Below are 11,893 nucleotides of genomic sequence, written 5' to 3'. Positions count from 1 at the left end.
CATCACAATAATAAAGGGGCACGCCACGTGACCACGCCAGACAACGGCTTTGCAGAGATCACCCACCGCGAACTGGGCCTGCGGCGCCAGCTCACTTCCGGCCAGATGAGCATGATCGCCATCGGCGGCGCCATTGGCACCGGGCTGTTCATGGGCAGCGCCTACGCCATTGGTTATGCAGGGCCCAGCGTATTGGTGAGCTACGCCATCGGCGCGTTGATCACCTTGCTGTTGATGGGCTGCCTGGCGGAGATGACGGTGGCCCATTCCACCTCGGGGTCGTTTGGCGCCTACGCCGAGTTTTACATCAGCCCGCTCGCCGGGTTCCTGGTGCGCTATGCCTACTGGGCGGCGATCGTGCTGGCGGTGGGCGCCGAGGTCACGGCGGTGGCGATGTACATGAAGTACTGGTTCGCCAACGTGCCGGAGTGGGTGTGGATCGTGTCGTTTTCCAGTGTGCTGATCCTGCTCAATGCCATCAGCGTGAAGACCTTTGGCAACTTCGAGTACTGGTTCTCGACGATCAAGATCAGCGCCATCGTCGGCTTCATTATCCTCGCCGTGTACGTGGTGTTCGGCTCCGGCAACCCGCAGTACGGTGTGCAGAATTACACCGCCCACGACGGCTTTTTCCCCCATGGCCTGAGCGGCATGTGGATCGCGGTGATCGTGTCGATCTTCAGTTATTTGAGTGTGGAGATGATCGCTGTGGCTGCCGGTGAAGCCGCCGACCCGGAACAGGCGGTGAAGAAAGCCTTCCGCGCCACCATCGTGCGCCTGGTGGTGTTTTACTTGCTGACCCTGGCGCTGATGCTGGCCATCGTGCCGTGGAACCAGGCCGGGCAGGCCCAGAGTCCGTTTGTCACGGTGATGCAGACCATCGGCATACCCGGCGCCACCGGGGTGATGAATTTCGTGATCCTGATTGCGGCGCTCTCGGCCATGAACAGCCAGCTCTACATCACCACCCGCATGATGTTCAGCCTGTCCCGTGCCGGCTTTGCCCCCAAGTCCATGGGCGCGTTGAGCAAGAACGGCATTCCGCTGAATGCATTGCTGCTGTCCAGCTCGGGCATTGCGCTGGCGACTTTGTTGAACGTGGTGTACCCGGAAAGCTCGTTCACGCTGATGATGGCGATCTCGATGTTTGGCGCGATCTTCACCTGGTTCATGATCTTCCTTACCCACCTGTTTTTCCGGCGTTATCGCAAGCGTCACGGTGGGCCGACATTGTCGTTCCAACTCCGGCTGTTTCCCTACAGCACGCTGCTGGGGCTGGTGCTGATGGGCGCGGTGATGGTCACCACGTATTTCACCGAGGCGTTCAAGATGACCCTGGTGTTTGGCGTGCCGTTCCTGCTGATTCTATCGGCGGTGTATTACGGATTCTTCCGCAAGGGCAGGGCCAAGGCGTCGAACAAGGCCTTGGCATAGCCGGGCAGGTGTTCGAACGAGCGCGCGCATAACTGCAGTTTCCGGCGGGCCCACGCTTCCTGCAGGGGGTAGGCCCTGACGCTGCGCTCCAGTGGCCAGCGCTCCAGCGCGGCTTGGGGCACGATGCCCAGGCCAGCGCCGCGGGCGACCATGCGAATCACCCCATCAAAACCCTCGGCACGTATGCGCGTCTGCAAGCGAAAACCGGCGTGCAGCGCCTGTTCTTCGAGGTAAACCGTCAATGCGCTGTGGGGGGCGAGGCCGACAAAGTCGTATTGCAGGCTATCGACAAAACTCCCTGCGCTGAACGGATGATCCTGCGGTGTGATCAGCACCAACGGGTCATCGCGAAAGGGCAGAGTCTGCAGGCCGTGGGTGTCCACCGCGTCGGAGACGATCCCAAGATCTGCCGTGCCCTGGCGTAAGGCCTGGGTGATACGCAGGCTCGGCAACTCCTGCAGATCGATATCGAGATTGGGGTGCTCGCATAGAAAGTCCGCCAGCAGTTCCGGCAGGTATTCGCTGAGGGCGGTGGTGTTGCACAACAGGCGCACCTGGCCTTTGACGCCGTTGGCGTATTCCGCCAGGTCCAGTTGCAGATGTTCGGCCTGTTGCAGCAGCAAGCGGGCATGGCGGGCCAGGGCTTTGCCTGCGGGAGTGGGTGTGACACCTCGGCGACCGCGCTCCAGGCACTCAATGCCCAGCGAAGCTTCCATCGCCCGGATACGTGCACTCGCCGCGGCCAGGGACAAATGGCTGCGCCCGGCGCCGGCAGTAATGTTGCCGGTGTCGAGGATGTGCAGATAAAGGCGCAGGTCAATCAAATCAAAATGCATGGGTGGGGGGCCAGTGATTGGACGGGCTTGCTCGCGAAGAGTCTATCAGCCTCACACAAAACAAGAGGCTGCCTCAGTATATGGCGAATTTCCCGCGTCATCGGAAACCCTCACACTGCGCCCATGAATACCTACCTGACGTTCTACCAAAATATCGGCCCCGCCCTGACCCTGCTGGTGATCGGCACCTTCATCCTGGCCGGCACCGTCAAGGGCGTGATCGGCCTGGGCTTGCCCACAGTCTCCATGGGCTTGCTCGGCCTGGCTATGTTACCGGCGCAGGCTGCGGCCTTGCTGATCATTCCTTCTACGATCACCAACCTGTGGCAACTGGCGTTCGGCGGCCATCTGAGCGCATTGGTCAAACGCCTGTGGCCGATGTTGCTGCTGATCTTCCTCGGCACTGGGCTTGGCACGCTGTGGCTGGGCATGAGCGGGGGAAGCTGGGTGGGCCATGCGTTGGGTGGGGCATTGCTGGTGTATGCACTGAGCGGATTGTTCCTACCGACGTTCAAGGTAAAGCCTGAGACCGAGCGCTGGCTGGGCCCTGTGTGCGGCGTGATCACCGGCATCATCACCTCGGCGACCGGCGTGTTCGTGATTCCCTCCGTGCCCTATCTGCAAGCCCTGGGATTGAACCGTGATCAGTTGGTGCAGGCGCTGGGGTTGTCGTTCACTGTTTCCACCTTGGCATTGGCCGCCGGGCTGGTGTGGCGTGGCGAGCTCGGTGGCGGGGAGGTCAATGCGTCGCTGCTGGCGCTGGTGCCGGCACTGCTGGGCATGTGGCTGGGCCAGGCGCTACGCCAGCGCATCAGTGCCGTGTTGTTCAAGCGCGTATTTTTCGTTGGCATGGCCTTGCTGGGCGCGCATCTGCTGATCAGCGGTTAACAATGAAGGGTTTATTCGTGCTTTCCGATCAAGTGTATTTTGCCGTGCCGCCGCTTATTCCAAGGGGACAATGTCGATAGCCTGCCGGCCGACAGTGTTAACCCCTCAGGATGCCTTCCCATGAAAAAAATCCTCCTGCTCAACGGCGGCAAGAAATTCGCTCACTCCGATGGTCGCTACAACGCCACCCTGCATGACGCCGCCGTGGCGGTGTTGGACCGCGCCGGCATCGACGTCAACGTCACGCACATCGACGAAGGCTACGACGTGGCAGAAGAAGTGGCGAAATTCCTCTGGGCTGACGTGATCATCTACCAGATGCCCGGCTGGTGGATGGGCGCACCGTGGATCGTCAAGAAATACATCGACGAAGTCTTCACCGAAGGCCACGGCAGCCTCTACGCCAGTGACGGCCGCACGCGCTCCGATGCCTCGCAGAAATACGGCAGCGGCGGCCTGATCCAGGGCAAGCAGTACATGCTCTCGCTGACTTGGAACGCACCCCTGCAAGCCTTTGACGACCCGACCGACTTCTTCGAAGCCAAGGGCGTGGATGCGGTGTACTTCCCGTTTCACAAGGCCAACGAATTCCTTGGCATGACCGGCCTGCCGACCTTCCTGTGCGTGGACGTGATGAAGCGCCCGGCGATCGAGGCTGACGTAGCGCGCTACGAACAGCATCTGGCGCAGGTCTTCAATTTCTCGGTGTAAGCTGCTGGGAACCGATAACGAGGAGCGCCTGTGAAAGCCCGATCCGATGAGCTACAGATCTTCGTCAGCGTCATTGAATGCGGTTCGATTTCCGCTGCTGCCGAACAGGTCGGGCAGACGCCCTCGGCGGTCAGCCGCACCTTGTCACGCCTGGAAGCCAAGCTCGACACCACGCTGATCAACCGCACCACACGGCGGATGGACTTGACCGAGGAGGGCAAATACTTCTTCGAGCAGGCCAAGGTGATCCTGGCGCAGATGGATGAGCTGGAAGAACGCCTGTCGTCGCGTCAGAAAAAGCCGGCGGGGCGCCTGCGCATCAACGCTGCGGTGCCGTTCATGCTGCATGGGATCGTGCCGTATATCGCGGAGTTTCGCAGCCTCTACCCGGACATCCAACTGGAGCTGAACAGCGATGACTTGATCATCGACCTGCTGGAACAGAGCACTGACATCGCCATTCGCATCGGTGCGTTGGCCGACTCCACCCTGCATGCACGCTCGCTGGGGTGTACGCCACTGCATATCCTCGCCAGCCCCGACTACCTCAAGCAGTACGGCACGCCGACCACGGTTGCCGAATTGGCGGACCACACCCTGCTGGGGTTTACCCAGACCGAAACCCTCAACCACTGGCCGTTGCGCCATGTGGAAGGTGACCGTTGGCTGATCCAGCCCGGCGTGGCAGCGTCCAGTGGTGAAACCGTGCGTCAGTTGGCGTTGGCGGGGCAGGGTATTTGCTGCCTGTCTAATTTCATGACCATCGACGACATCGAGGCCGGGCGTCTGGTGCCGGTGCTTGAGGCGTTCAACAGCGGTTATCGCCAGCCGATCCACGCGGTGTTCTACCGGAACTCGCAGCTGGCGTTGCGTATCCAGTGTTTCCTGGACTTTATCCAGGTCAAGCTGGCGCGGTATGCCTGCTGATTCGTGACCTTCGCGCAAGAGTGAATTGGGCAACAGGGGCTTATTCGTCAGGGATCGGCCCTTGATACTGGCCCCATCACTGACTCACTCAGGAGCACTCTCCATGAAGGTATTTGTAACCGGCGCCGCAGGTTTTATCGGCGGATCCATCGCAACTGGCCTGGTCAAGGCTGGCCACAGCGTTACCGGCCTGGTGCGCAGTGTCGAACAAGCCGCTGAGATGACCGCCCTGGGCATCACTCCGGTGATCGGCAGCCTGGACGACACCGCCGTACTGACCGAACAAGCGCAGAAGGCCGATGCGGTGATCAATGCCGCAAGCAGCGACCATCGCGCCGCCGTGGAAACGCTGTTGGCAGCGTTGAAGGGCTCGAACAAGCCGTTCCTGCACACGAGCGGTTCAAGCATTGTGGGTGATGCGTCGGGCGGCAAGTCCAGCGAGGTCATCTACTTCGAGGACAACCTGCCTGAGCCGACCGTCGACAAGGCCGCCCGCGTGGCCATCGACAACCTGATCCTGGCCGCAGCCAAAGAAGGCGTGAACTCGGCGGTGATCTGCAACACGTTGATCTACGGCCACAGCCTGGGCGTGAAGCGCGACAGCGTGCAATTGCCGCGTCTGCTCAAGCAGGCACGCAAGAGTGGGGTGGTGCGCCATGTGGGCAGCGGGCAGAACATCTGGTCCAACGTGCACATTGAAGATGTGGTGGCGTTGTATTTGCTGGCGCTGACCAAGAATGTGCCGGGCACGTTCTACTTCGTGGAAAGCAGCGAAGCGGCGTTTATCGACATGACCACCGCCATTGCCGAAGCCCTGAACCTGGGCAAACCCCAGGATTGGCCATTGGCCGACGCCGAAGCCGAGTGGGGTTATGAAATGGCCAACTATGGTTTGGGTTCCAACAGCCGAGTGCGTGGCAAGCACGCCCGTGAACGGCTGGGCTGGGCGCCGAAACGTACGTCGGTCGTGGAGTGGATTCGCAACGAGATGGTGTGATGTTCGCTTAAGACCGCGGTGCGCCTTCGCAGGCAAGCCAGCTCCCACATTGGACTGTGTTCACACATCAATTGTGGGGGCCGGGCTTGCCTGCGATGGCGGCGATTCGGTTTACCTGATGTTACACATTACTAGCCCCACCTCCCTCAATTCCGTACCATTCCCTGCCTTATCTTCCGCATTACCCTGGTACTTCATGAACCTCACCCGTCTGCGCGCCGATGCCCTGGCCGGCCTCACCACGTCTTTTGCATTGCTGCCCGAATGCATCGCCTTTGCCCTGGTGGCCCACCTCAACCCGCTGATGGGGCTCTACGGCGCCTTTATCATCTGCACACTGACCGCGTTGTTCGGCGGCCGCCCCGGCATGGTGTCCGGTGCGGCGGGCTCGATGGCAGTGGTAATCGTGGCGCTGGTGGTGCAGCACGGTGTGGAATACCTGTTGGCGACGGTGTTGCTGGGCGGTCTGATCATGGTCGCCTTCGGCCTGCTGCGCCTGGGCAAGCTGGTGCGCATGGTGCCGCATCCGGTGATGCTGGGGTTCGTCAACGGCCTGGCGATCATCATTGCCTTGGCGCAGTTGGAACATTTCAAGAGCGGTGAACAGTGGCTCAGCGGCACGCCGCTGTACGTGATGATCGGCCTGGTGCTGGTGACCATGGCCATTGTCTACCTGCTGCCGCGCATCACCCGCGCCGTGCCGCCCGCGTTGGTGGCGATCCTTGGCGTGGGCCTGGCGGTGTACCTGCTGGGCTTGCCGACCCGCACGTTGGGCGACATGGCCCACATCGCCGGCGGCCTGCCGACCTTCTCCCTGCCGCAGATTCCCTGGACCCTGGAAACCCTCGGCATCATCGCGCCCTATGCGTTCCTGATGGCCATGGTCGGCTTGCTGGAAACCCTGCTCACCCTCAACCTCACCGACGAAATCACCGAGAGCCGCGGCTACCCCGACCGCGAAAGCGTGGCCCTCGGCGCGGCGAATATGGTCTCCGGCCTGTTCGGCGGCATGGGCGGCTGCGCAATGATCGGGCAAACCGTGATCAACCTCAGCTCCGGCGGACGCGGGCGTTTGTCCGGCGTGTTTGCCGGGGTGATGATCCTGTTGTTCATTCTGTTTCTGTCGCCGTTTATCGAGCGCATTCCGTTGGCGGCGCTGGTGGGCGTGATGTTCGTGGTGTCCCAGCAGACCTTCGCCTGGGCCTCCTTGCGGGTGATCAACAAGGTTCCGGTCAATGATGTGCTGGTGATTCTCGCGGTGACGGTCATCACCGTGTTCACCGATCTGGCCACGGCGGTGTTGTGCGGGATTGTGATAGCGGCGTTGAATTTCGCCTGGCAACAAGCGCGAGAGCTGTATGCGGATGAGCACCTGGAAGCCGATGGCAGCAAGCTTTATCGCGTGCATGGCACGTTGTTCTTCGCCTCGACCACGCCGTTCCTGAACCAGTTCGACCCGGCCAACGACCCGGCCCAGGTGACGCTGGATTGCCGTCACCTGAGCTTTGTCGACTACTCAGCGATTGCCGCGTTGATGACCCTGCGTGAGCGTTACACCAAGGCCGGCAAGCATCTGCGGGTGCTGCATCTGTCGGAGCGGTGCAAGAAGCTGCTCAAGCGCGCGAAGGTTCACCACGACTGAACACCAACGTGTAGGCGCGAGCTTGCTCGCGAAAGACTTGAGTGCGCCACCTGCACTCAGGTTATCCGCGTTATCGTTGACGATTTTCGCGAGCAAGCTCGCTCCTACAGGGGGGCCATTCCTTATGGCCCGACCAGGTCTTCCAGCTCTTGGGCGCGGGTCTGGGTCATGTCCAGCAGACAGGCGGAGCCGTTGACCTGGTCGATGGTGCCGCCGGTCGCGGAGCCTGCGAAGCCGCAATTGGCGTCACGGTATTTTATCCACAGGCGCTGCACGTCCTGCAGTTGCTGCTTGCGCGCGCCTTCCTGGGCGGCGAGGGCGGTTTTGTAGGCCTTGTTCAGACGCGTGTCCTGCACCTTGGCTTCCTTGGCGTTGCAATTGACCATGTCTGCGGTCGTGTTGGCGCTGTCCATGCATTTTTTCAACGCTGCGTTATCGGCCGCCGAGGCGGTGCCGCACAGGGCGAGAAACATAGCGCTGGCAGCGAGGGAGGTGCGAATCATGGTCGGTTTTCCTGGGCATGAGTGGAGGCGCATTCTATGACTCGATGGCGGCGCTTGAGTTTCCGGCATCCTCTGATCTTCATGTAAGAACACCCCCCGAATTTTCATCGGCGAACGTCGGGCATATCCCAATGCGACAGCGCTTATCCATGGGCGAAAATTACTTTCATAAAAATTGAAAATCCTCCTCGGTAATGATTTATGAGTTTCACAACCAATTCGACGTGACCCTTTCCGAGGAGTACCGCATGGCCGCATCACCGGGCTTCGGGCTGTTGGCATACGCTGCCATCGCCATCATTGCTTTGATCGTGCTGATCGCACGTTACCGACTCAACCCGTTTATCGTCATCACCCTGGTGTCCATCGGCCTGGCACTGATGGCCGGGATGCCGGCGGACACCATCATGGGCTCCTACGAAGCGGGCGTCGGCAAGACCCTGGGGCATATCGCCCTGGTGGTGGCGCTGGGCACCATGCTCGGCAAGATGATGGCCGAGTCCGGCGGTGCCGAGCAGGTGGCGCGCACGCTGATCAACCGGTTTGGCGAGCGCAACGCGCATTGGGCGATGGTCTGCATCGCGTTTCTGGTGGGGCTGCCGCTGTTTTTCGAAGTGGGCTTTGTGTTGTTGGTGCCGATCGCCTTTACCGTGGCGCGGCGGGTCGGCGTATCGATCCTGATGGTCGGTTTGCCGATGGTTGCCGGTCTGTCGGTGGTGCATGCACTGGTGCCGCCGCACCCGGCGGCGATGATGGCGGTGCTGGCCTATAACGCGTCGGTGGGGCAGACCGTGCTGTATGCGATCCTGATCGGTATCCCGACGGCAATCATTGCAGGCCCTGTCTACGCCAAATTCATCGTGCCGCGTATCCATCTGCCAGCGGAAAACCCGCTGGAACGTCAGTTCATTGACCGCGAACCGCGTACCCGCTTGCCGAGTTTTACCCTGACCATGGGCACCATCCTGTTGCCGGTGGTGCTGATGATGATCGGTGGCTGGGCCAACGTGATTTCCTCCCCGGGCAGCGCTTTCAACCAATTCCTGCTGTTCATTGGCAACTCGGTGATTGCGCTGCTGGTGGCGACATTGGTGAGTTTCTGGACCTTGGGTATTGCGCAGGGTTTCAATCGCGAGTCGATCCTCAAATTCACCAATGAATGCCTGGCTCCTACCGCGAGCATCACCTTGTTGGTGGGCGCGGGCGGCGGTTTGAATCGCATCCTGGTGGATGCGGGCGTTACCAACGAAATTCTCGGCCTGGCCCACGCTTTTCAGCTGTCGCCACTGGTGATGGGCTGGCTGTTTGCCGCGTTGATGCGAATTGCCACGGGCTCGGCCACCGTCGCCATGACCACCGCGTCCGGCGTGGTGGCACCTGTCGCCATGGGCCTGGGTTATCCACACCCCGAATTGCTGGTGCTGGCCACTGGCGCGGGTTCGGTGATCTTTTCCCACGTGAACGACGGCGGCTTCTGGCTGATCAAGGAATACTTCAATATGACGGTGATCCAGACCTTCAAGACCTGGACCGTGCTGGAGACTCTGATTTCCGTGGTCGCCTTCGGTCTGACTTATGGCCTGTCCTGCATCTTGTAACCCGGAGACCCCATGGACATCCTCTACCAGATCCGCGCCCGCCAGGACGCCTTCAGCGCCGGCGAAGGGCGTATCGCCAAGCTGATGCTCAATGACGTGGGGTTTGCCGCATCGGCCAGCCTGGAAGAGTTGTCCCAGCGCGCCGAGGTCAGCACAGCCACCTTGTCGCGGTTCGCGCGCAGCGTGGGGTGTCGGGATCTGCGGGATTTGCGCCTGCAATTGGCCCAGGCCAGTGGAGTCGGCAGCCGCTTCCTCGACCCTGCGGGGTTGCCGGAACAGTCGGCATTTCACCGGCAGATCCTGGGGGATATCGAGGCGACGTTGCGTCAGCACTTGTCGGGGTTCAACCAGGCGAGTTTCGTCGATGCGGTGAGTTTGCTCGGCAAGGCGCGGATGATCCATGCGTTCGGCATGGGCGGTCCGTCGAGTCTGTGCAGTGATGAGTTGCAGGTGCGCCTGGTGCGCCTGGGTTATCCGATTGCCGCCTGCCATGACCCGGTCATGATGCGCGTCACGGCGGCGACGCTAGGGCCCGAGCATGCGTTGATTGTGTGCTCCCTGACTGGCCTTACCCCTGAGTTGCTCGACGTGGTGACCCTGGCACGCAACTACGACGCGCGCATCGTCGCCATCACCCTGGCCGATTCCCCCTTGGCGCAGTTGGCGGATGTCTTGCTGCCGCTGCAACCGGCCGAAACCAGTTTTATCTATAAGCCCACCGCGGCGCGCTACGGACTGCTGCTGGCCATCGACCTGCTCGCCACCGAACTGGCGTTGGCCCTGCCAGACGACAACCAAGAGCGCCTGCGCCGGATCAAGCTGGCCCTGGACGATTATCGCGGCGGCCCCGACAGCCTGCCGCTTGGAGACTGATATGAAGTACGACACGTTGATCCGCCAGGCGCTGATCATTGATGGCAGCAACACCCCCGGCTATGTAGCCGATGTGGGGCTGCGCGACGGGCGCATCGAGACGATTGGCGACCTGTCGAACGCCCAGGCTGAGCATGAGATCGATGCGAGTGGCCGCGTCTTGGCACCGGGTTTCATCGACGTGCACACCCACGATGACACGGTGGTGATCCGCCAGCCGCAGATGCTGCCCAAGCTCAGCCAGGGTGTGACTACGGTGATTGTCGGCAACTGTGGCATCAGTGCGTCGCCAGTGACGTTGCGCAGCGATCCGCCGGACCCGATGAACCTGTTGGGCAGCGCTTCGGCGTTTGTTTATCCGCGTTTCAGCGACTATCGAGCGGCGGTCGAAAAGGCTCATCCGGCGGTCAACGTCGCGGCGCTGATCGGTCATACGGCGCTGCGCAGCAATCATATGGACGACCTGCACCGTACCGCTTCAGCGGATGAAATCGCCGCCATGCGCGTGCAGTTGCACGAGAGTCTCGAAGCCGGCGCCCTCGGTTTATCCACAGGCCTGGCCTACGCCAGTGCGTTCAATGCCGAGACCGATGAGGTGTTGCAACTGAGTGAAGAGCTCACCGCGTTCGGTGCGGTGTACACCACTCACCTGCGCAGTGAGTTCGAGCCGGTGCTGGAGGCGATGGACGAAGCCTTCCTGATCGGCCGGCATGCCAAGGTGCCGGTGATTATTTCCCACCTCAAATGTGCCGGCGCCGGCAATTGGGGACGTAGTCCGCAGTTGCTGGCCTCGCTGGAACTGGCGGCGAAAACCCATCCGGTGGGCTGTGATTGCTACCCCTATGCGGCGAGTTCCTCGACCCTGGACCTCAAGCAGGTGACCGACGCGTTTCGTATTACCATCACCTGGTCGACGCCGCATCCGGAAGTGAGCGGGCGTGACTTGCAGGATATTGCCGCAGAGTGGGACGTTTCATTGATGGACGCAGCACGTCGGCTACAACCGGCAGGCGCGGTGTATTACGGGATGGATGAAGCGGATGTGCGGCGCATCCTGGCGCACCCGCTGTCGATGGTCGGGTCGGATGGGTTGCCCGAGGATCCGTTCCCGCATCCGCGTTTGTGGGGCGCGTTTCCACGGGTATTGGGGCATTTCAGCCGGGATATCGGATTGTTTCCGTTGCACACTGCCGTGCACAAAATGACCGGGTTGTCGGCGGCGCGGTTTGGCTTGGCTGAGCGCGGGGAGATTCGCGAAGGGCACTGGGCTGACCTGGTGCTGTTCGACCCGTTGCGTGTGCGCGACGTGGCAGATTTCAAGGCGCCGCAGCGGGCGGCGGAAGGTATTGATGGGGTGTGGATCAACGGCGTGCTGAGCTACAGCGAGGGGCAGGCGAACGGTCAGCGGCCGGGTCGCTTCCTGGCACGCAGCGGGGATTTGCGTCGGGGTTTTTCGTCTCTATAGTGGGGGCTCTTTTAAACGG

11 protein-coding genes are annotated in these 11,893 nt (G+C 61.4%); 9 read left to right on the top strand and 2 right to left on the bottom strand.

The annotated features are described in order from the left end of the window. Positions 1-27: 27 nt before the first annotated feature. The gene (locus PF1751_RS23380) at positions 28-1,434 is read left to right on the top strand and encodes an amino acid permease (protein ID WP_010206519.1); all 1,407 of its coding nucleotides are present in this window, start codon (positions 28-30) and stop codon (positions 1,432-1,434) included. On the opposite strand, the gene PF1751_RS23375 is transcribed toward PF1751_RS23380, so the two are convergent. After that, complete coding sequence (locus PF1751_RS23375) at positions 1,380-2,270, bottom strand: LysR family transcriptional regulator (protein WP_010206518.1); 891 nt, start codon at positions 2,268-2,270, stop codon at positions 1,380-1,382. The two genes, PF1751_RS23380 and PF1751_RS23375, sit on opposite strands and share 55 nt — an antisense overlap. A 123-nt stretch (positions 2,271-2,393) precedes the next feature. Between PF1751_RS23375 and PF1751_RS23370 the strand changes: the two genes are divergently transcribed. From PF1751_RS23370 to PF1751_RS23350, 5 genes are all read left to right on the top strand, one after another. Continuing rightward, positions 2,394-3,158, top strand: a complete 765-nt coding sequence (locus tag PF1751_RS23370; protein WP_021492161.1) for a sulfite exporter TauE/SafE family protein — start codon at positions 2,394-2,396, stop codon at positions 3,156-3,158. 120 nt (positions 3,159-3,278) lie between these two features. Beyond that, a complete protein-coding gene (mdaB, locus tag PF1751_RS23365; protein WP_042571635.1) occupies positions 3,279-3,869 on the top strand; it encodes an NADPH:quinone oxidoreductase MdaB in 591 nt (196 codons plus the stop codon). 30 nt (positions 3,870-3,899) lie between these two features. Next, entirely contained in the window at positions 3,900-4,796 is an 897-nt protein-coding gene (locus PF1751_RS23360; RefSeq protein WP_010206514.1) for a LysR family transcriptional regulator, read from the top strand. A gap of 103 nt (positions 4,797-4,899) precedes the next feature. Beyond that, positions 4,900-5,793, top strand: a complete 894-nt coding sequence (locus PF1751_RS23355; protein WP_021492160.1) for an NAD-dependent epimerase/dehydratase family protein — start codon at positions 4,900-4,902, stop codon at positions 5,791-5,793. Between the two features lie 196 nt (positions 5,794-5,989). After that, a complete protein-coding gene (locus PF1751_RS23350; RefSeq protein ID WP_010206505.1) occupies positions 5,990-7,435 on the top strand; it encodes a SulP family inorganic anion transporter in 1,446 nt (481 codons plus the stop codon). 122 nt (positions 7,436-7,557) lie between these two features. Here the strand turns inward: PF1751_RS23350 and PF1751_RS23345 are convergent, their stop codons facing one another. Next, a complete protein-coding gene (locus PF1751_RS23345; RefSeq protein WP_010206504.1) occupies positions 7,558-7,938 on the bottom strand; it encodes a lysozyme inhibitor LprI family protein in 381 nt (126 codons plus the stop codon). Between the two features lie 248 nt (positions 7,939-8,186). Here PF1751_RS23345 and PF1751_RS23340 point away from each other — a divergent pair, with 248 nt between their 5' ends. The 3 genes from PF1751_RS23340 to PF1751_RS23330 are packed head-to-tail and all read left to right on the top strand — an operon-like array spanning position 8,187 to position 11,874. Further along, positions 8,187-9,536 (top strand): GntT/GntP/DsdX family permease, encoded by a 1,350-nt coding sequence (locus PF1751_RS23340; protein ID WP_010206503.1) that lies wholly within the window; start codon positions 8,187-8,189, stop codon positions 9,534-9,536. A gap of 12 nt (positions 9,537-9,548) precedes the next feature. Next, positions 9,549-10,409 (top strand): MurR/RpiR family transcriptional regulator, encoded by an 861-nt coding sequence (locus PF1751_RS23335; protein WP_010206501.1) that lies wholly within the window; start codon positions 9,549-9,551, stop codon positions 10,407-10,409. A gap of 1 nt (position 10,410) precedes the next feature. Then, positions 10,411-11,874 carry an N-acyl-D-amino-acid deacylase family protein gene (locus PF1751_RS23330; protein WP_044287868.1) on the top strand — a complete coding sequence of 488 codons (1,464 nt, stop codon included), beginning with the start codon at positions 10,411-10,413 and terminating at the stop codon, positions 11,872-11,874. The last annotated feature ends 19 nt before the right edge of the window (positions 11,875-11,893 follow it).

Source organism: Pseudomonas simiae, from assembly GCF_000934565.1.
Classification (GTDB): Bacteria; Pseudomonadota; Gammaproteobacteria; order Pseudomonadales; family Pseudomonadaceae; genus Aquipseudomonas; species Aquipseudomonas simiae.
The sequence above is the reverse complement of the archived record's forward strand: the minus strand, read 5'-3'. Positions and strand labels throughout refer to the sequence as shown.

Bases quoted from the DNA above. Each gene is read 5' to 3' on its own strand.
- PF1751_RS23340 (WP_010206503.1), top strand. From the start codon at position 8,187: ATGGCCGCATCACCGGGCTTCGGGCTGTTGGCATACGCTGCCATCGCC.
- PF1751_RS23335 (WP_010206501.1), top strand. From the start codon at position 9,549: ATGGACATCCTCTACCAGATCCGCGCCCGCCAGGACGCCTTCAGCGCC.
- PF1751_RS23355 (WP_021492160.1), top strand. From the start codon at position 4,900: ATGAAGGTATTTGTAACCGGCGCCGCAGGTTTTATCGGCGGATCCATC.
- PF1751_RS23375 (WP_010206518.1), bottom strand. From the start codon at position 2,270: ATGCATTTTGATTTGATTGACCTGCGCCTTTATCTGCACATCCTCGAC.
- PF1751_RS23370 (WP_021492161.1), top strand. From the start codon at position 2,394: ATGAATACCTACCTGACGTTCTACCAAAATATCGGCCCCGCCCTGACC.
- PF1751_RS23345 (WP_010206504.1), bottom strand. From the start codon at position 7,938: ATGATTCGCACCTCCCTCGCTGCCAGCGCTATGTTTCTCGCCCTGTGC.
- PF1751_RS23330 (WP_044287868.1), top strand. From the start codon at position 10,411: ATGAAGTACGACACGTTGATCCGCCAGGCGCTGATCATTGATGGCAGC.
- PF1751_RS23350 (WP_010206505.1), top strand. From the start codon at position 5,990: ATGAACCTCACCCGTCTGCGCGCCGATGCCCTGGCCGGCCTCACCACG.
- mdaB (WP_042571635.1), top strand. From the start codon at position 3,279: ATGAAAAAAATCCTCCTGCTCAACGGCGGCAAGAAATTCGCTCACTCC.